This is a genomic window from Nocardioides sp. REDSEA-S30_B4 (assembly GCF_001627265.1).
Lineage (GTDB): Bacteria > Actinomycetota > Actinomycetes > Propionibacteriales > Nocardioidaceae > Nocardioides.
Map to the genome: position 1 here is coordinate 1 of NZ_LUPI01000028.1, position 17,808 is coordinate 17,808.

General features: G+C 72.9%; 17 protein-coding genes and 1 riboswitch. Of the genes, 8 read left to right on the plus strand and 9 right to left on the minus strand.

The window, feature by feature from the left end; translation table 11 throughout:
- Positions 1 to 57: 57 nt before the first annotated feature.
- The 5 genes from A6R01_RS07060 to A6R01_RS07080 all read right to left on the minus strand — a co-directional run bounded on the left by A6R01_RS07060 (position 58) and on the right by A6R01_RS07080 (position 3,821).
- Positions 58 to 333 (minus strand): MoaD/ThiS family protein, encoded by a 276-nt coding sequence (locus tag A6R01_RS07060; protein ID WP_292604765.1) that lies wholly within the window; start codon positions 331 to 333, stop codon positions 58 to 60.
- Positions 334 to 358: 25 nt separating this feature from the next.
- A complete protein-coding gene (gene thrC, locus A6R01_RS07065; protein ID WP_292604799.1) occupies positions 359 to 1,594 on the minus strand; it encodes a threonine synthase in 1,236 nt (411 codons plus the stop codon).
- A gap of 91 nt (positions 1,595 to 1,685) precedes the next feature.
- A riboswitch (SAM riboswitch) is annotated at positions 1,686 to 1,830 on the minus strand.
- Positions 1,831 to 2,070: 240 nt separating this feature from the next.
- On the minus strand, positions 2,071 to 2,916 hold the full coding sequence (gene otsB, locus A6R01_RS07070) for a trehalose-phosphatase (protein WP_292604766.1): 846 nt from the start codon (positions 2,914 to 2,916) through the stop codon (positions 2,071 to 2,073).
- A 112-nt stretch (positions 2,917 to 3,028) separates the two neighbouring features.
- A complete protein-coding gene (locus A6R01_RS07075; protein ID WP_292604767.1) occupies positions 3,029 to 3,517 on the minus strand; it encodes a LytR C-terminal domain-containing protein in 489 nt (162 codons plus the stop codon).
- A gap of 7 nt (positions 3,518 to 3,524) precedes the next feature.
- Positions 3,525 to 3,821 carry a DUF3263 domain-containing protein gene (locus A6R01_RS07080; protein WP_179532067.1) on the minus strand — a complete coding sequence of 99 codons (297 nt, stop codon included), beginning with the start codon at positions 3,819 to 3,821 and terminating at the stop codon, positions 3,525 to 3,527.
- A 145-nt stretch (positions 3,822 to 3,966) separates the two neighbouring features.
- Here A6R01_RS07080 and A6R01_RS07085 point away from each other — a divergent pair, with 145 nt between their 5' ends.
- The 4 genes from A6R01_RS07085 to A6R01_RS07100 all read left to right on the plus strand — a co-directional run bounded on the left by A6R01_RS07085 (position 3,967) and on the right by A6R01_RS07100 (position 9,543).
- A complete protein-coding gene (locus A6R01_RS07085) occupies positions 3,967 to 5,058 on the plus strand; it encodes a Gfo/Idh/MocA family oxidoreductase (protein WP_292604768.1) in 1,092 nt (363 codons plus the stop codon).
- 362 nt (positions 5,059 to 5,420) lie between these two features.
- The gene (locus A6R01_RS07090; RefSeq protein WP_292604769.1) at positions 5,421 to 6,857 is read left to right on the plus strand and encodes a trehalose-6-phosphate synthase; all 1,437 of its coding nucleotides are present in this window, start codon (positions 5,421 to 5,423) and stop codon (positions 6,855 to 6,857) included.
- Positions 6,858 to 6,966: 109 nt separating this feature from the next.
- Positions 6,967 to 8,286 carry an alpha/beta fold hydrolase gene (locus tag A6R01_RS07095; RefSeq protein WP_292604770.1) on the plus strand — a complete coding sequence of 440 codons (1,320 nt, stop codon included), beginning with the start codon at positions 6,967 to 6,969 and terminating at the stop codon, positions 8,284 to 8,286.
- 516 nt (positions 8,287 to 8,802) lie between these two features.
- Positions 8,803 to 9,543: a hypothetical protein gene (locus A6R01_RS07100; protein WP_292604771.1), complete on the plus strand. Its 741-nt coding sequence runs from the start codon at positions 8,803 to 8,805 to the stop codon at positions 9,541 to 9,543.
- Positions 9,544 to 9,560: 17 nt separating this feature from the next.
- On the opposite strand, the gene A6R01_RS07105 is transcribed toward A6R01_RS07100, so the two are convergent.
- Genes A6R01_RS07105 through A6R01_RS07115 form a run of 3 tightly spaced genes read right to left on the minus strand, consistent with a single transcriptional unit; the run spans position 9,561 to position 11,909 of the window.
- Positions 9,561 to 10,529 carry a carbohydrate kinase family protein gene (locus tag A6R01_RS07105; RefSeq protein ID WP_292604772.1) on the minus strand — a complete coding sequence of 323 codons (969 nt, stop codon included), beginning with the start codon at positions 10,527 to 10,529 and terminating at the stop codon, positions 9,561 to 9,563.
- Between the two features lie 19 nt (positions 10,530 to 10,548).
- Positions 10,549 to 11,196, minus strand: a complete 648-nt coding sequence (locus A6R01_RS07110; RefSeq protein WP_292604773.1) for a class II aldolase/adducin family protein — start codon at positions 11,194 to 11,196, stop codon at positions 10,549 to 10,551.
- Positions 11,193 to 11,909: a TetR/AcrR family transcriptional regulator gene (locus tag A6R01_RS07115; RefSeq protein ID WP_292604774.1), complete on the minus strand. Its 717-nt coding sequence runs from the start codon at positions 11,907 to 11,909 to the stop codon at positions 11,193 to 11,195. Before A6R01_RS07115 ends, A6R01_RS07110 begins: the two co-directional genes overlap by 4 nt.
- A 65-nt stretch (positions 11,910 to 11,974) precedes the next feature.
- Between A6R01_RS07115 and A6R01_RS07120 the strand changes: the two genes are divergently transcribed.
- From A6R01_RS07120 to A6R01_RS07135, 4 genes are all read left to right on the plus strand, one after another.
- Positions 11,975 to 13,537, plus strand: a complete 1,563-nt coding sequence (locus tag A6R01_RS07120; protein ID WP_292604775.1) for an FAD-dependent oxidoreductase — start codon at positions 11,975 to 11,977, stop codon at positions 13,535 to 13,537.
- A complete protein-coding gene (locus A6R01_RS07125) occupies positions 13,534 to 14,598 on the plus strand; it encodes a hypothetical protein (protein WP_292604776.1) in 1,065 nt (354 codons plus the stop codon). The genes A6R01_RS07120 and A6R01_RS07125 overlap by 4 nt, the downstream gene beginning before the upstream one ends.
- Positions 14,599 to 14,704: 106 nt before the next feature.
- The gene (locus tag A6R01_RS07130) at positions 14,705 to 15,412 is read left to right on the plus strand and encodes a uracil-DNA glycosylase (protein ID WP_292604777.1); all 708 of its coding nucleotides are present in this window, start codon (positions 14,705 to 14,707) and stop codon (positions 15,410 to 15,412) included.
- A 28-nt stretch (positions 15,413 to 15,440) separates the two neighbouring features.
- Positions 15,441 to 16,220: a class III extradiol ring-cleavage dioxygenase gene (locus A6R01_RS07135; RefSeq protein ID WP_292604778.1), complete on the plus strand. Its 780-nt coding sequence runs from the start codon at positions 15,441 to 15,443 to the stop codon at positions 16,218 to 16,220.
- Here A6R01_RS07135 and A6R01_RS07140 read toward each other — a convergent pair whose 3' ends face one another.
- Entirely contained in the window at positions 16,221 to 17,804 is a 1,584-nt protein-coding gene (locus A6R01_RS07140; protein ID WP_292604779.1) for a succinic semialdehyde dehydrogenase, read from the minus strand.
- Positions 17,805 to 17,808: the final 4 nt, after the last annotated feature.

A 17,808-nucleotide genomic window follows, 5' to 3' on the forward strand; every position in this document is an offset into this window, starting at 1 on the left:
CGAACCGGCGCGTCCTTCCGGAAGGACGCGCCGGTTCGGCGTGGGTGACCGGGTGGGTCAGCCGCCGGCGACGGCGGGGATGACCGAGACCTTGGTGCCGGCCGGGGTGGGGGTGGCCAGCTCGTCGAGGAAGCGGACGTCCTCGTCCCCGACGTAGACGTTCACGAAGCGGCGCAGCGCGCCGTTGTCGTCGAGGATGCGCGCCTTGATCCCGGGGTAGGAGGCGTCCAGGTCGTCGATGACCTCCGCGAGGGTCGCGCCGGTGGCGCTGACCTCGGACTCACCCCCGGTGTAGGTGCGCAGGATGGTGGGGACGCGGACGGACACGCTCACTTCGGGACTCCTGGGAGGTGGGGGGTCAGACGAGGCCGGCGTCGGAGAACGCGGCGTACGTCGGCTTGATGGTCGCCGCGGGGCCGACCTCGTCGGCCACGGCGTCGAGGGTCTTCAGGCCCATGCCGGTGTTGATGACGACGGTCTCCAGCGAGGTGTCGAGCTGGCCGGTCTCGACGAGCTTCTTCAGCACGCCGACGGTGGTGCCGCCGGCGGTCTCGGTGAAGATGCCCTCGGTGCGGGCGAGGAGCAGGATGCCCTCACGGACCTCGTCGTCGGTGATGTCCTCGACCGCGCCGCCGGTCTCGCGGCAGATGTCGAGGACGTAGATGCCGTCGGCGGGGTTGCCGATGGCCAGCGACTTGGCGATGGTGTCGGGCTTGACCGGGCGGATGGCGTCGGTGCCGGACTTGTAGGCCGAGGAGACCGGCGAGCAGCCGGTGGCCTGGGCGCCGAAGATCTTGACCGGCTTGTCCTCGACGAGGCCGAGCTTCACCAGCTCCTGGAAGGCCTTGTGCACCTTGGTCAGCTGCGAGCCGGAGGCGACCGGGATGACCACCTGGTCGGGCAGCCGCCAGCCGAGCTGCTCGGCGATCTCGTAGCCCAGGGTCTTGGAGCCCTCGGCGTAGAAGGGGCGGACGTTGACGTTCACGAACGCCCAGCCGTCCTCCTCGCCCGCGATCTCCGAGGCGAGCTTGTTGACGTCGTCGTAGTTGCCGTCGACGGCGACGAGACGGTCGGTGTAGACCGCGGAGTTGACCTGCTTGGGCTTCTCGAGGTTGCTGGGGATGAAGACCACGGTCTTGATCCCGGCACGGGCACCGGCAGCGGCCACGGCGTTGGCGAGGTTGCCGGTCGAGGGGCAGGCGAAGACCTTGGCGTGCAGCTCGGTGGCGGCGCTCAGCGCACAGGCCACGACCCGGTCCTTGAAGGAGTTGGTGGGGTTGGTGGAGTCGTCCTTGACCCAGAGCTTCTCCAGGCCGAGCTCCCGACCGAGGTTGCGGGCCTCGAGCAGACGGGTGAAGCCGGGCTCGGTGTTGGGGCTCTGCTCGATGTCGGTCGGCACCGGCAGCAGCGCCTTGTAGCGCCAGATGTTGCGCGGGCCGGCCTCGATCTCCTCGCGGGTCACCGTCGGGAAGTCGTAGGCCACCTCGAGGGGGCCGAAGCACTCCGGACAGGCGTAGTGCGGGCCGAGCTCGACCTCGTGGCCGCACTCGCGACACGAGAGACAGCGCGCGTTGCCGAAGGCACCCTCGCGCAGGCCGGTCTGGTTCGTCGACTCCGCCGGGCTGGTCGCCTCGGTCGCGCTGGTGTCGGGCTGGGTGATGGTCGCAGCGCTCACTGAGTCCTCCTCCTCATCTTCCCCACCGCGTCTCTCGCGCCGGGCCGGAATTAGCACCGTTTCCACGAACGCACGACCAGCGGGTGCCGGCGCGGAGGCTCGTGGCGGTTGCCGGGACTTCGACGGGCCGTTCCCTCAGTCCCTCTCGATGAGCTGATCAGAACTGTACGGGCGGGTTCCGGCCGATCGCGAATCGGGGTCCGGAATGCGGACCGTCGTCTCGGGATGTGGGACATGTGGTGGGCCGCGAGCCTGCGAGGTCTGACTGATGTCGGTCAGGCCTTGCACGTCGCGGTCGAAGGTTCGACCGCCATCGCGAAGGTTGGACTGACATCAGTCAGACCTTCCCCGACGCAGGAGAGCCCCCTGCGCGCAGCACTCCGGCACCCGGGGAGTCAGGAGCGCAGGTCGCGGGCGTCCGCGGTCAGCTGGGCGAGCAGCTGCAGCACGCCGTCGGGGCCCTTGACCACGACGTCAGACATCGGGACCAGGGCGGACTGCTCGCGAGACGCCGAGCACACCCGCAGGGTGGGCAGCCCCGACTCCTGCAGCTCGCCCAGCGCCTCGAAGGCCTCCACGTCGCCGAGGTCGTCGCCGGCGAAGAGGAAGCCACCGGCGTCGAGCTCGTCGGCCAGGGTCCGCACTGCGACGCCCTTGTGCATGCCGGAGGAGCGGATCTCCACGACGTGCCGCCCGGGCTCCACGATCAGGTCGTGCCGCCCGGCGAGCTCGCGCAGCGCCGGGAGCAGCGCCTCGAAGGCACGCTCGGGGTCGGGAAGGCGTCGCGTGTGCACGGCGACGGCGAGCCCCTTGTCCTCGATGAAGGCCTCACCGGCGTCATGGCTGCGCAGCAGCCGGGGCAGCTCACGCTCGAAGGTCGCCAGCCCCCTGGGCGGGCGCGGGGAGACGATACGACGCCGCGAGGAGGACCAGCGCTCGTTGCCGTACTGCCCGAAGAGGTAGAGCTCGCTGCCCGCCTCCCCCACAGCGGCGCCGACCTCCTCCAGCCCGCCGAGGTCGAGCGCCTGCCGCGCCGGTCGACCGGTGATCACGGCGACGGCACGCACCTCGGCGGCCAGCGCGACCAGCACGTCGCGGGCGTCGGGGTGGATGTGCGCCTGCTCCGGGTCGTCGACGATCGGCGACAGCGTGCCGTCGAAGTCGAGCCCGACGACGCTGCTCGCGGCGGCGCGCACGAACGCTTCATAGCGCTGCTCACCCTGCCCGGAGGTGAAGTCCATGCCCCCTAGTCCACCATGGGGGCGCTCCACCCGGCGGTGGATGTGAGCCGAAACCCACGTGAACGGGTACGCCGCCGGCGACCCGCCCGGAGTCGGGGTCGGCGGTCGGGCGTCAGCCCAGCTCGCCAGTGAGGATCAGCGTCAGCCGGTCCATCCGCATCGGCTCGACGGCCGGCGCGGTGCGCTCGATGCCCAGGTCGAGGGCCAGCAGCTTCGCCGCCCGCTCGAGCTTCTTGGGGTAGTAGACCGTGGAGGTGGGGATGGTGCCGTACCAGTTGTCGGCGCCGACGACCTGCCACCCGACATTGCCGGCCTTCTGGGCGACGCGTCCGGCCAGGCCGGTGACGGCGGAGTTGTTGTAGACCTCGACGTAGACCTTGCCGCGCTCCACCGCCGGCTCCGGCGCCTTGGTGGGCTTCGGCTCCTTGGTCGGCTCGGCGGTGGCGCTCGGCTCGGCCGACTCGCGCGCGGCCGGGGTGATCTCGCGCTCGGTGGGCTCCCCGCCGCGGGTGGCGACGAAGGCGATCGCGGCCATGGCGACCGCGATGACCGAGAGCATCACCAGCGGCGAGGGCAGGACCACCCCGCGCTGGTCGCGCACGCGCACCTCAGACCTCGAAGCCGAGACGGCGCGCGGAGCGCTGGCGCTGACGGGCGGCGCGCAGCCGGCGCAGGCGACGCACCAGCAGCGGGTCGGCCTCGAGCGCCTCGGGACGGTCGATGAGCGCGTTGAGGACCTGGTAGTAGCGCGTGGAGCTCATGTCGAACTTCTCGCGGACCGCGGTCTCTTTGGCGCCGGCGTACTTCCACCACTGACGCTCGAACTCCAGGATGTCCCGGTCCCGCTCCGACAGCGCGTCGGCGCCGGTCGGCGTCTCGAGGCTGGCGTGGGCCTGTGGCTCCATGGCGATCTCTCCGCACGTGTGGTCTGGTGGTCCGGGCCCACTGTAGTGCACGGAACTACACGGATGTCATTAGCCCGTCGGCCGCGTCGCTGGCAAGTCCGCGCGGGTGGGGCCCGGCGCCCGGGGCGGTTCGTAGGGTGGGCCGGTGACCTCCTCGGACCCCGCCCACGAGCCCAGCACCGACGAGCCCGGCACCGGCGATCCCACCCCCGCCGGAGAGCCCGTCCGCTGGGGCTTCCTGGCCACCGGCAAGATCGCACGCTCCGTGGCCGCCGACCTCGCCCTGGTCCCGTCCGCGCGCCTGGTCGCCGTCGGCGCGCGCCGCCTGGAGTCGGCCGAGGCCTTCGTGGCCGAGCACGCGCCCGGTGCCCGCGCCCACGCGTCGTACGCCGACCTGGTCGCCGACCCCGACGTCGAGGTCGTCTACGTCGCCTCCCCCCACGCCCTGCACCTCGAGCACGCCCGGATGGCGATCGAGGCCGGCAAGCACGTGATGTGCGAGAAGCCGCTGACCCTCAACGCCCGCGACGCGGAGGAGATGGTGCGGCTGGCCCGCGAGCACGACGTCTTCCTCATGGAGGCGATGTGGAGCGCGTGCCACCCGGTGGTCCGCGAGCTGCGCGAGCGCCTGCACGCCGGCGACTTCGGCACCCCGCGCCAGCTGCGTGCCGAGCTCGGCTTCGTGGTCTCCGCCGGCCCCGACGACCGCCTCCTCGACCCCGCGCTGGGCGCCAGCGCCCTGCTGGACATGGGGATCTACCCCCTCACCTTCGCCCACCTCATGCTCGGCGCACCCGAGCAGCTGACCGCGACCGCCTCCCTGTCCGAGAGCGGCATCGACCTCGACGTCGCGCTCACCGGCCGCTACCCCGGCGGCGCCCTGGCCACCATGAGCGCCTCGATGACCAGCTGGTCGGACCGCTCGGCCGCGATCGCCACCGACACCGGCCGCGTCGAGCTGCACGGACAGTTCCACCACCCCGACAAGGCGGTCTTCCACCCCTTCGACCCCGGCTCGACCAACGACGTCAGCGGGCAGGCCGAGCCGGTCGAGGTCCTCGGCCGCGAGCCCGTCCTCGGCCGCGGCTACGCCCACGAGATCGCCGAGGTCGACCGTTGCGTGCGCGCCGGCCTGCGCGAGAGCTCCCTGGTCCCCCACGACCAGACGCTCGCGATCATGCGCCAGCTCGACGACGTACGCCGCCAGCTCGGCGTCACCTACCCCGCCGACGACTGAGGGCCGGACGACGGGGCCGGACGACGGGGCCCGACGACGGGGCCCGACGACGGGGCCCGACGACGGGGCCGGACGACGGGGCCGGACGACGGGGCCGGACGACGGGGCCGGACGACGGGGCCCGACGACGGGGATGACCATCGGCGGAGGGTGGATGGGCCTGGCCCCCCTGCAGCGACGAAGGAGCGGAAGGGGTGGTTCCCCTCCGCCGATGGTCATCCCCGGCGGGAGGCCCCGGCGGGAGGCCCCGACGGGAGGCCCCGGCGGGAGGCCCCGACGGGAGGCCCGGGCGGGAGGCCCGACACCGGGAGCCGCTCAGGGAGCGACCTCACCCCGATGAGGGGCTGGCGCCGATCACTAGGGTGGGTGGCGTGTCCTACGACCTCGTGATCGTTGCCAACCGCCTGCCGGTGGACCGGGTCGAGCTGGCCGACGGCACCAAGGGCTGGCGGACCTCCCCCGGCGGGCTCGTGACCGCCATCGAGCCGGTGATGCGCGCCAACCACGGCGTGTGGATCGGCTGGCCCGGCGGCACCGACCCCGAGCTCGAGCCCTTCGAGAGCGACGGCATGGAGCTGGCGCCGATGTCGATGTCGGCCCAGGACATCGAGGAGTTCTACGAGGGCTTCTCCAACGGCACCCTGTGGCCGCTCTACCACGACCTGGTCGCCAAGCCGGAGTTCCACCGCGAGTGGTGGGACTCCTACGTCCGGGTCAACGAGCGGTTCGCCGAGAAGGCCGCGTCGCTGGCCGCCGAGGGCGCGACCGTGTGGGTGCACGACTACCAGCTGCAGCTGGTGCCGCAGATGCTGCGGACGCTGCGCCCGGACCTGCGCATCGGCTTCTACCTGCACATCCCCTTCCCCCCTGCCGAGCTGTTCCAGCAGCTGCCCTGGCGCCGCCAGATCCTCGAGGGTCTGCTGGGCGCCGACCTGGTCGGCTTCCAGCTGCCCGGCGCCGCGCAGAACTTCGTGCGTCTGGTCCGCCAGCGGGTGGGCCACAAGACCCACCGCGACCTCGTCTACCTCCCCGACGGGCGCACCGTGCGCGCCGCCCCGTTCCCGATCTCGATCGACGCCGCGGGCTTCGAGGAGATGGCGCGCTCGGACGCGGTGCGCTTCCGCTCGGCGGAGATCCGCGAGGCCCTGGGCCGACCGCGCAAGGTGTTCCTGGGGGTCGACCGGCTCGACTACACCAAGGGCATCTACGCGCGGCTGCGCGCCTTCGCCGAGCTGATGGGCGAGGGCCACATCGACGTCGAGGACGCGGTGTTCATCCAGGTCGCAGTGCCCAGTCGCGAGCAGGTCGAGCAGTACCGCATCCTGCGCGACGAGATCGAGCGCCTGATCGGACGCATCAACGGCGACCACGGCCGCATCGGCCGCCCCGCGGTCCACTACCTCCACTCCTCCTACCCCCGCGAGGAGATGGCGGCGATGTACCGCGCCGCCGACGTCATGGTCGTCACCCCCTACCGCGACGGCATGAACCTCGTCGCGAAGGAGTACGTCGCCTGCCGCTACGAGGACGACGGCGCCCTGGTGCTCTCGGAGTTCGCCGGGGCGGCCGACGAGCTGCGCCAGGCGTGGCTGGTCAACCCCTACGACATCAACGGCATGAAGTCCGCCCTCCTCGAGGCCTACCAGGCCGACGACAAGGAGGTCACGCGACGGATGAAGGCGATGCGCAAGCAGGTCACTCAGCACGACGTGAAGGCGTGGGCGGCCTCGTTCATGACCGAGCTGTCCGACGTGGGCGGCGGGCACGCCAAGGACGTCCGGGCCCCGGGCGGGGAGTGAGGCCCGACCGGCGTACGCCGGCGCGGCGACCGCCCGCGCGGCGCCGGTGAGCCGGCCCACGCGTAACCCCCGGGCCCAGGGGTAGTTTTCACCGGTGGAGGTGGAAGCGGTGGATCGGATCCCCAAGCCTGACCAGGTGGTCGCGGCGGCGAGCAACGTGGCGCAGAAGGTGCTCTACGGAGGACTCGCGGACCTGCGACCGATGCCGCGGACCCTCATCGACGAGGGCGAGCTGCGCGAGGTCTACCACTACCGGCCCGCCGCCTCGGCCCAGGTGGAGGGCGACCCCGTCCTCCTCGTGACGCCGCTGGCGGCCCCCTCGATCTGCTACGACCTGCGTCGCGGCTGCTCGGTGGTCGAGCACCTGGTGACGAGCGGGCGACCGACGTACCTCGTGGAGTACGGCGAGGTGTCGTTCAAGAACCGCAACCTCGGCATGGAGCACTGGATCGAGGAGGTCGTCCCGACCGCGATCCGCGAGGTCTCCGCGCACGCCGGCGGCCGTCCGGTGCACGTCGTCGGCTGGAGCCTCGGCGGCATCTTCAGCCTGCTGGCCACCGCCGACGGCACGGACCTGCCGATCGCCTCGCTCACGGTCGTGGGCTCGCCGTTCGACGTCTCCCTGGTGCCCCTGGTGGCGCCGCTGCGTCCGCTGCTCAACATGGGGCTGACCCTGGGTGGCGGCCGCGGCGCGATCACGCGCGGCTACCAGATGCTGGGTGGGGCGCCGAAGCCGCTGGTGAAGTGGGCCTTCCAGCTCTCGTCGTTCCAGAAGCTGGTGACCAAGCCGATCGCCCTGGCCACCCACCTCGACGACGCCGACTTCCTCGCCCAGGTCGAGGCGGTCGACCGGTTCACCGCCAACATGATCGCCTACCCCGGCCGCACCTTCGGGCAGCTCTACCACCGGTTCGTGAAGGCCAACGCGCTCAAGGGCGGCACCTTCGAGCTCGAGGACCGCACCATCGACATCGGCGCGATCGACGTGCCGGTGCTGGTCTTCGCCGGCTCCACCGACGGGATCGCCCCGGTGCAGGCCGTCCGGGCCGTCACCCCGCTGCTCAAGGGGTCGCCCGAGGTGCGCTTCGAGATCGTGCCCGGCGGCCACCTCGGCATGCTGACCGGCCGGGCCGCCCGCGGCACGACCTGGGCGGTGCTCGACGAGTGGCTCGACCAGTGGTCGACCGACGCGGAGCCCGCGCAGGCCCCGGCGAAGAAGGCGGCTGCCAAGAAGGCTCCGGCCAAGAAGCCGGCTGCAAAGAAGACGCCTGCCGAGAAGACGCCTGCGAAGAAGGCTCCGGCGAAGAAGGCTCCGGCGAAGAAGGCTCCGGCGAAGAAGCCTGCCAAGAAGTCGGCGAGCAAGGAGACGATCGGCTCCAACCCGAGCCGTCGCTACTCCTCGCAGGGCTCGCGCAGCCTGGCCCGCTGACACCCCGGTCGGGGCCCGCCCGGCCCCCCGGTCCAGACGACCGCGAGGCGTCGTGCCCTGGCCCGATCGGGCCATGTCGGCGAGCCCTCTCACCCGGCGCCGGGCACGCCCGGCGGACCTAGGGTCGGTGCTCCGGGGAGGCCGCCAGGTCCGCCCCCGCGAGGAGCACCCTGGAGGGCCGCATGACCACGCCGTTGCTCGGACCAGCGTCCGGGACCACGACGCCGCACGGGGCCCCGTCCGGCCCCACGCACGCCGGAGGGCCGCGGGTGCTGGCCCACGGTCGCGACTCCGGGCTCCCGGACGTCGACGCGCTCGCCGCCGAGACCCTGGCGGCGTACGCCGCCAGCGACGCGTGCTGCCCCGACGGTTTCCCTGAGCTGCCCCGCGCCGAGGCGAGCCTGGTCGGGTTCGGGCTCGACCTCGTCGACGCCCCCGGGGACGCGGTCGGCACGGTGACTGGGGCGCATCGTCCCCCCGTGGACCTTTGCCGTCGCCGGGGTCACCAGCATCTCGATGGAGCTGCACGCGCACGCCCACGCGCCCCGAGGCGCTGCGCTGCTGCTGCACCGTGACGCGTCCGGCCGGCAGCCTGGCGCGACCGGTGCCACCGGCGCCGCCGACCTCGCCGGTCGCCCGCTGGTCAGCCCGACGATCGGTCTCAGCCGCCCGGGGGCGCCCATCGCGGCGGCCGCCCGGGTGGTCTCCGGCATCGGCCACGACGGCTACCTCCGCCTCGCCGCGCAGACGTTCGGGGCCGTGGAGGCGATGGTCGCCGGCGTACGCGCCCTCCCGGGGCTGTCTCTGGCCTGCGAGCCGGACGCCTCGCTCGTGCTGCTGCGAGCCGACGGGGACGCGGACGTGTTCACGGTGGCCGCGGAGCTCCGCTCCCGGGGCTGGTACGCCGACTGCCAGCCCTCGTGGGGCGATCTGCCCGCCCTGCTGCGACTCGGCGTCGGCGCCGGCACGCGGGCCCACGTCGAGGAGCTGCTCGACGCGCTGCGCGAGTCGGCCGCCGCGGCCGAGGTGACGGGCCCGGCGCGACTGCCCGGCCGGGTGACCGACCACCTGCTGCGGCTCAGCCCCGAGCACCTGACGGGCCAGGACGTGCGGACCCTGCTGGAGACGCTCGGCATCGACCCGCTGGGCGACCCGGTCCCGCTGCTGGACGCCCTGGTCGACGCCGCACCGACCCGGCTGCGGCCCGCGATCGTCGGCCGGCTGGCCGACCTGCGCAGCGCTCCGACGCGGGGCTGACCGGGGCTGATCCCGGCTCAGCGCGTGGGTGTGACCGCCATGAACGCTTCGACGGCCGCGAGGTCGTAGGCACCGGCGTCGGTGCCGAGCCCGCCGGCGACCTGGGCGGCGGTGGCGCAGCCGAGGGCGGCGGAGTCGGCCAGCGAGCGACCCTGCGCGCGACCGAGGACGAACCCGGCGGAGAAGGCGTCCCCGCAGCCGGTGGTGTCGACGACGTCGACGGCGTAGGCCGGCACCTCGATCACCTCGTCGCGGGTGACGACCAGCGCACCTCGGGCGCCCTGGGTGACGGCGACGCAGCCGGCCCCGGCCTCCACGAGCGCCCGCGCCCCGGAGGCGAGGTCGGCGGCCCCGGTGAAGCCGAGCACCTGCTCGTCGTTGGGCAGCAGGTAGTCGGTGTGCGGGAGCGCGTCGGCGATCCACGCCAGCATGTCGGGGTCGCCGGGGGCCAGCACGTCGAGGGAGGTCGTGGCGCCGGCCGAGCGGGCGGCGGCCAGCAGCTCGCCCGCGGCCGGGCCGCCGAGGAACTCCGGGCCCCCGAGGTGGACGTGGTCGGCGAGGTGCGCGGCGGCGTCGAGGTCCTCGAGGGTGAAGGCCCCGTTGGCGCCGATGCAGTGCCAGGCCGGGCGCTCCCCCGAGGGCCGCACGGGGATGACCGAGGACGAGGTCTGGTGCTCGGCCTTGCGCACGAGCCCGGCGACGTCGACGCCCTCCTCGGCCAGCAGCGCGAGCAGGGTCACGGCGGTCATGTCGTCGCCGACCGCACCGAAGGAGGAGACCTCGGCGCCGAGTCGGGCCAGCACCAGTCCGGTGCCGCCCGCGGTGCCGGCCGCCGACATCCGGATGGTCTCGACGAGCTGGCCGTCGGAGCCCGACGGGATCGACTCGACCCCGATGACGTGGGTGTCGAGGACGTGCACGCCGACGACGCTGATCCGGGTGCTGATCCGGGCGCTGATCCGGGCGCTGGTCCGGGTGGGGCTCATGCCTGACCTCTCATGGTGCTCATCCTGGGTTGCCGTAGTTGCGGGCGAGGGCCGCGAGCACGACCTCGTGCTGCTGCTCCTCGGTGAGGGTGCGGACCGGGCCCAGGGCGCTGGCCCGGTGGTGCAGGGCGCACAGCCACTCCAGCAGCAGCGCCCGCTCAAGGGCCTGGTCGAGGCTGCTGCCGTGCGCGACCGCGCCGTGGTTGGCCATCAGCGCCACGCTGCGGCCCTCCAGCGCCGCCCGGACGCCGTCGGCCAGCTCGGGGGTCCCGAAGGTGGAGTACGGCGCCACGCGGATCGGGCCGCCGAGCAGCAGCTGCTGGTAGTGGGCGACCGGCAGCTCGTCGAGGACGCAGGCGACCGCGGTCGACCAGGGCGCGTGGACGTGCACGACCGCGGCGCAGCCGCTGTCGGCGTACACGCCGAGGTGGAGGGGGAGCTCGGAGGTCGGCGCTGCGGCGGCCGGATCGCGGGGTGCGCCGTCGAGCCCGACGGCGACGACGTCGTCGGCGGTGCAGCGCGCCAGGTCCACCCCGGAGGCGGTGACGAGGACGTCGTCGCCGTCGCGGACCGACAGGTTGCCTCCGGTGCCGACGACCAGGCCCTCGTCGGCGACGCGTCGCGCGGCGGCGGCGAGCTCCTCGCGCAGGCTGGGACGGTCGCTCACGCCGGCACGCCTGCCAGGCCGGCGTCGGTGGCGTAGCGCTCGAGGTAGGCGGTCATCATCGTGATGCCCTCCTCGACCAGGGCGACGTCGCCGTCGGGGGTGTTCTCGTAGGCCAGCTGGAAGACGCGGTCGCCGACCTCGACGGCGAGCGTGGCCGCGTCGAGCGTGAGGTCCTCGCGGCACAGGCCGCGCTCGAGGGCGAAGCTGCGCAACGCGTCGGCGACCCGCGCGTTGTGGGCCCGGCCGAAGCGGGCCACGGCCACGTTGGTGCGCCCGCGGAGGTAGATCTCGACGAAGGCGGGTCGGCGGCGGTAGACGGTGACGAAGGCCTGCATGGCCACGCGCACCACGCTCCCGACGCTGAGCACCTCCAGCGCGGCGAGGTCCTCGGCGACCTGGGCGTCCATCTCCTCCATGTCGCGCCCGGCGAGCGCGAGGAGGACGGCCTCCTTGTCCCCGAAGTACTGGTAGAGCGAGGCCACCGGCACCTGCGCCTCCGAGGCGATGGCCCTCGTGGTGAGCGACTCGACCCCGTCGGCGAGGACCAGCCGCTCGGCGGCGTCGAGGATGGCCTCCACGCGCTTGCGGCTGCGCTGCTGGCTCGGCACGCGGCGCACGGCACCCGTGACCGGGTCGGGGGCGGTCTCGTTGGACGCCTCGGAGGGACGCGCGGTCGGCACAGCGATCTGCGTCTCAGCTCGTTCCACCGGCATGTGTCGGAGTGTAGGGTACCGATCCTGAAACTGACACATGTTCATGTTTCCACGATCGGAGCGCCATGACCCAGGCCCAGCACTCCCCCACACCCTCGCACGGCTCCTTGCACGCTGCCCGGCACCCTGCACTGTCGCGTCGTCACCTGCTCACCACCGGCGCCGCCGGCACCGCCGCCGCGACCGGGGGGCTGCTGCTCTCCGCGGGCGCGGCCGACGCCCGCTCGGGCGGCGGGGGCGGAGGCCGTCAGGGACGCCTGCCGCGGAAGGTCGACGTCGTGGTCGTCGGCGCCGGCATCTCCGGCCTCGTCGCCACCCGGGAGCTGCTCGAGCAGGGCCTGGACGTCCTGTGCGTCGAGGCTCGCGACCGGGTCGGCGGGCGGGTGCTCAACCACAGGCTGCGCTCCGGCGGGGTGATCGAGGCCGGCGGCGCGTTCGTCGGCCCCACCCAGGACCACATCCTCGCGCTCGCGAAGGAGCTGAAGGTCCGCACGTTCCTGGAGTACAACGAGGGCAACAGCGTCTACATCTCCTCGCTGACCGGCCGTCAGGAGTACTCCGGCACCGTCCCGCCGGACCCCACCATCCTCCCCGACGCCGCGATCCTGCTGACCCGGCTGGACTCGATGGCCGCCGAGATCGACGTCAGCGCCCCGTGGTCGCACCCCAGCGCCCTGGAGTGGGACGCCATGAGCCTGGGCGAGTTCATCCGCCGCAACGCGCTCAACTCCAGCGGCGTCGGCAACCTCATCAAGTCCTGGACCCAGCCCGGCTTCGGCGCCGACCCCGACGAGCTCTCGCTGCTGTTCGTGCTGTGGTACATCGCCTGCTCGGGCAACGAGACCAACGTCGGCACCTTCTCCCGCAACTCCGACACCGCCGGCGGCGCCCAGGAGAGCCGGCTCATCGGGGGCTCCCAGCTCATCCCGCTGCGCCTGGCCCGCAAGCTCGGCGACGCGGTGGCGCTCGACGCCGCCGTGCAGCGCATCGAGCAGAAGGACGGGCGGGTGCTCGTGCGCACCAAGCGCGGCACGGTCCGCGCCAAGCGCGTCGTCGTCGCCTGCCCGCCGCCGATGGTCCTCGACATCGACTGGTTCCCCCGCCTGCCCATGCGCCGCACCCAGCTGCTGCGCCACATGGACATGGGTCAGCTGATGAAGTGCGACGCCGTCTACGAGACGCCGTTCTGGCGCGAGGACGGGCTCAACGGGTTCGGCATCAACGACGCCGGCGCCGCCCGCGCGGTCTTCGACAACTCCCCCGCCTCCGGCGACCCGGGCGTGCTGCTGGCCTTCGTCGGCGGCTCGACCTGGCGCAGGTACGGCCCGCTCTCCCGCAAGGAACGGCGCAAGGCCGTCCTCGAGGGCTTCGCGGCGATGTTCGGCGAGAAGGCGCTCAAGCCGATCGAGTACACCGAGCAGGACTGGACCAAGGAGCGGTGGACCGAGGGCGGCCCCACCGCCTTCCACGCACCCGGCACCCTGACCGACTTCGGCCCGGCGATCCGCCAGGTGTTCGGTCGCGTGCACTGGGCGGGCACGGAGACCTCGACGTACTGGTCGGGCTACATGGACGGCGCCGTCCGCGCCGGCCAGCGCGCCGCGATCGAGGTCGGGGAGCGGCTGTGAGGCGGCTGGTCCTGCGGAGCGTGGCCGGCCTGCTGGCCGGGTCGCTGGCGCTGCTGCTCCCGCCGGTCGCGACCTCGGCTGCCGCGAGGGACGGGGAGGTCCCAGAGAAGTGGACCACCACCGTCTTCGCCCGGGTCCCCTCGCCCGGCGCTCCGGCGTACGTCCACGTCCACACCAACAAGCGGGTGTACGCCGGCACCTACGCAGCCCCCGACGGCCAGCCGTCCAAGGTCTTCGAGTGGACCCGGTCCGGCACCCTGCTGCGCTCCTGGGCGGTGCCCGGTCAGGACCTCGAGGGCGGCGAGCACGGCGTGCAGGTGGCCGCGCAGACCCGGTCGGGTCGCCTGGTCGTGCTGGACACCACCACGTCGCGGATCCTGACGCTGGACGTGACCAGGGGCCGCTGGCGCACGATCGCCACGCTGCCCGAGGGCTCGGTGCCCAACTACGCGACGTGGGCCCCCGGCGGGCTCTACGTCACCGACTACGGCGACGGGGTCGTCCACCGCGTGACCCGGCGAGGCAAGGTCACCGAGTGGCTGCGCGACCCGGCGCTGGACGGCCTGCTCGGCTTCGGCACGACCGGCATCCGCTACCTGCCCGAGGAGCGCAGCTTCCTGCTGACCCAGCAGACCCTGTCGACCGGCGACGCGCTGCCCACCAACGGCGCGCTGCTGCGGGTCCCCCTCGAGGGCCGCGCCCCCGGCGACGTCGAGGTCGTGTGGACCAGCCAGCCCACCGACCTCCCCGACGGCTTCGGCATCGGCCGGCGCACCGGGCACGTGTACGTCGCGATGGTCGGCCTCACCAACCGGATCGCCGAGATCGACCCGGCCACCGGCGAGGAGGTCGACTCCTTCCCCGCCGTCCCGCTCGTGGGCGAGAACGGCTCGGAGATCCCCTTCGACTCCCCGTGCAACGCGACGTTCCTCGGCAAGACGGTGCTGGTCGCCAACCAGTCCGCGATCCAGGGCGACGCCTCGCACCACGCCGTGCTGCGGGTCCACGTGGGCGAGCGCGGTGTCGCGCCGTACCTGCCGAAGAAGGCCCGCTTCCGCTGACCCGGCCCTCGCCGGTCTCGACGCCGGTCTCGACGCCGGTCTCGAGGCCGGTCTCGACGCTCGCTCCGCTCGCACCTCGACCAGCGGACTGGCTAGCCTCCCGGCCATGAGCGCGCTGGCCGGACTCGTGGACAAGGGCCTGATGGCGCCGGACTGGGCCGAGGCCCTGGCGCCGGTGGACCAGCAGGTGGCCGCGATGGGGGCGTTCCTGCGCGAGGAGATCGCTGCCGGCCGCAGCTACCTCCCGGCGGGCGAGAACGTCTTCCGCGCCTTCCGGCGCCCGCTGGCCGACGTCAAGGTGCTCGTCGTCGGGCAGGACCCCTACCCCACGCCCGGCCACCCGATCGGCCTGTCCTTCGCGGTGGAGCGCGACGTGTGGCCGCTGCCGCGCAGCCTGGTCAACATCTACGTCGAGCTGCGCGACGACCTCGGCATCGTCCCGCCGCGGCACGGCGACCTCTCCGGCTGGGCCGACAGCGGCGTCATGCTGCTCAACCGCGCCCTCACCGTCGCGCCCGGGTCTCCCGCGTCGCACCGCGGCAAGGGCTGGGAGCCGATCACCTCGGCCGCCATCGACGCGGTCGTACGCCGCCACGCCGCGGGCCACCCGCTCGTGGCCGTGCTCTGGGGGCGCGACGCACAGTCGTTGCGGCCGGCGCTCGGCGACGTCCCGTGCCTCGAGTCGGCGCATCCCTCCCCGCTCTCGGCGCGGCGCGGCTTCTTCGGGTCGCGCCCGTTCTCCCGGGCCGATGCGCTGCTGCGCGAGCAGGGCGGCGAGCCGGTGGACTGGACGCTGGGGGTCTCACCGGAATAGATTGAAGCCTCAACTACTTGAGGTGACCATGACCCGCATGCCCGCGCTCTACATCGGCCACGGCGCTCCGCCGCTCCTCGACGACCCCGTGTGGTCGGGACAGCTGCGCTCCCTGGCCGCCGACCTGCCGCGCCCCACCGCGATCCTCATCGTCAGCGCCCACTGGGAGTCGGCGCCGGTGTCGCTGACCGCGAGCGGCGCTCCCCTGGTCTACGACTTCGGCGGCTTCGACCCGAAGTACTACCGGATGACCTACGCGACGCCCGACGCCTCGGCGCTGGCCGCCCGCGTGGCCGCGATGATGCCGAGCACCGAGCCGGTGCACCAGCACGCCTCGCGCGGCCTCGACCACGGCGCCTGGGTGCCGCTGAAGATCATGTACCCCGAGGCCGACATCCCCGTGCTGCAGATGTCGCTGCCCACCCAGGACCCGACCCGCCTCCTCGCGCTCGGCGAGCGCCTGCGCGGTCTGCGCGACGAGGGCGTGCTGGTCGTCGGGTCGGGCTTCCTGACCCATGGGCTGCCGTTCCTCCGCGAGTTCCGCATCGAGGCCGACGCGCCCGGCTGGTCGCGCGACTTCGACGCGTGGGCCGGCGAGGCGCTGGCCCGCGGCGACGTGGACGAGCTGGCGGCGTACACCTCCCGCGCGCCGGGCATGCCGTACGCCCACCCGACCGTCGAGCACTACACGCCGCTCTTCGTCACCCTCGGTGCCGCGAGCGACCCCGGACAGGCACCTGAGCAGGTCATCGGCGCCGACGGCGAGTTCTGGATGGGCCTGTCGAAGCGGTCCTTCGCGGTCGCGTGACTACCTGACCCGGAGCTTCCGCATCATCCTCAGCCCGCTGAGCATCCCCTTGACGTACTCGTCGTAGTCCTGGCCCGGACGGGCACCCATGACCTGCTTCTTGAGCACCGCGAGCTGCTGCACGTCGGTGTACTTCAGCAGGCCCTGGTCGCCGTGCCGGGCACCGACACCGGAGGCCTTCACGCCGCCGGACGGGGTGCCCTTGGACGCGAAGGCGGTGGCGAGGATGTCGTTGATGTTGACGTTGCCGGACTCGATGCGCCGGGCGACCGCGGTGGCCGCGTCGAGGTCGGTGCCCCAGACCGACGCGTTGAGGCCGTAGTCGGTGTCGTTGGCCAGGGCCACGGCCTCGTCGACGGTGTCGTAGGCGTACAGGCTCACGACCGGGCCGAAGGTCTCGATGGTCGCGTGGATCGCATCGGGCGGGGTGTTCTCGAGGATGGTCGGCTCGAAGAACGCCGGGCCGAGGTCGGGGCGCGGCCGGCCGCCGGTGAGCACCGTGGCTCCCTTGGCGACGGCGTCGTCGACGTGCGACTTCACCCGCTCCATGTGGTCGACCGAGACCAGCGAGCCGAGGTCGGGGCCGAAGTCGTAGGCCGCGCGGACGTCGAGGGCCTCGGTGGCGCGGACGAACTTGGCCTTGAACTCCTCGTAGCGCGAGCGCGGGAGGTACATCCGCTCGATGTGCATGCAGATCTGGCCGGTGTTGCCGAACGCGCCGAAGATCGCGCCCTGCACGACCTCGTCGAGGTCGGCGTCCTCCAGCACGATCATCGGGTTCTTGCCGCCGAGCTCGAGGCAGCAGCCGATCAGGTTGCGCCCGCAGCGCTCACCGATGACGCGGCCGGTCGCGGTGGAGCCGGTGAACATCACGTAGTTGGCGTTGTCGATGAACGTCGGACCGACGTCGCCGCCCTCGCCGCACACGACCTGGAAGAGCCCCGTGGGCAGGCCGGCCTGCTCGAGCATCTCGATGCCCCACAGCGGCGAGAGCGCCGTCTTGTTGTCGGGCTTGAGCACGATGCCGTTGCCGGCCATCAGCGCCGAGATGGCGTCGGAGATGCCGGTGGCGAAGGGGAAGTTCCAGGGGCCGATGATGCCGACGACGCCCTTGGGGACGCGCACCTCGGTGGAGGTCGTCAGGAACGGCACCGGGCCGCCGCGGGTGGTCGGCGCGAGCAGCTTCTTCGCGCGCTTGAGGTAGTGGCCCATGACCATCGGCGGGTCGCAGGTCTCCTCGATGGCCATCCGGCGGTTCTTGCCGGACTCGACCTGGATCAGGTCGGCGGTCCGCTGCGCGTTGTCGAGGAAGAGCGAGTGCGCCCGCTTGAAGACCGCCAGGCGGTCCTCGACGCTGCGCCGCGCCCACTCGGCCTGGGCGACCCGGGCGGCGGCGAAGGCGCGCTCGATGTCGGCCGGGCTGGACTGCGGCAGCTCGACGAGCTTCTCACCGGTGTAGACCTCGGTAAGCTGCCACGGCGCCATCGAGCCGTCGGAGGAGACGCGGCCGGCCAGGCGGGCCAGCAGCTCGTCGGTCACCGAGGCCGGGCGGTCCAGGCGGGTGGGTGCGGGCATGGTCGTCATGGGT

What these genes read in the sequence shown, in the direction of transcription:
- otsB (WP_292604766.1), bottom strand. Translation starts at nt 2,916, where the DNA reads ATGGACTTCACCTCCGGGCAGGGTGAGCAGCGCTATGAAGCGTTCGTG.
- A6R01_RS07080 (WP_179532067.1), bottom strand. Translation starts at nt 3,821, where the DNA reads ATGGAGCCACAGGCCCACGCCAGCCTCGAGACGCCGACCGGCGCCGAC.
- A6R01_RS07100 (WP_292604771.1), top strand. Translation starts at nt 8,803, where the DNA reads ATGGAGCTGCACGCGCACGCCCACGCGCCCCGAGGCGCTGCGCTGCTG.
- A6R01_RS07105 (WP_292604772.1), bottom strand. Translation starts at nt 10,529, where the DNA reads ATGAGCCCCACCCGGACCAGCGCCCGGATCAGCGCCCGGATCAGCACC.
- A6R01_RS07115 (WP_292604774.1), bottom strand. Translation starts at nt 11,909, where the DNA reads ATGCCGGTGGAACGAGCTGAGACGCAGATCGCTGTGCCGACCGCGCGT.
- A6R01_RS07120 (WP_292604775.1), top strand. Translation starts at nt 11,975, where the DNA reads ATGACCCAGGCCCAGCACTCCCCCACACCCTCGCACGGCTCCTTGCAC.
- A6R01_RS07130 (WP_292604777.1), top strand. Translation starts at nt 14,705, where the DNA reads ATGAGCGCGCTGGCCGGACTCGTGGACAAGGGCCTGATGGCGCCGGAC.
- A6R01_RS07135 (WP_292604778.1), top strand. Translation starts at nt 15,441, where the DNA reads ATGACCCGCATGCCCGCGCTCTACATCGGCCACGGCGCTCCGCCGCTC.
- A6R01_RS07140 (WP_292604779.1), bottom strand. Translation starts at nt 17,804, where the DNA reads ATGACGACCATGCCCGCACCCACCCGCCTGGACCGCCCGGCCTCGGTG.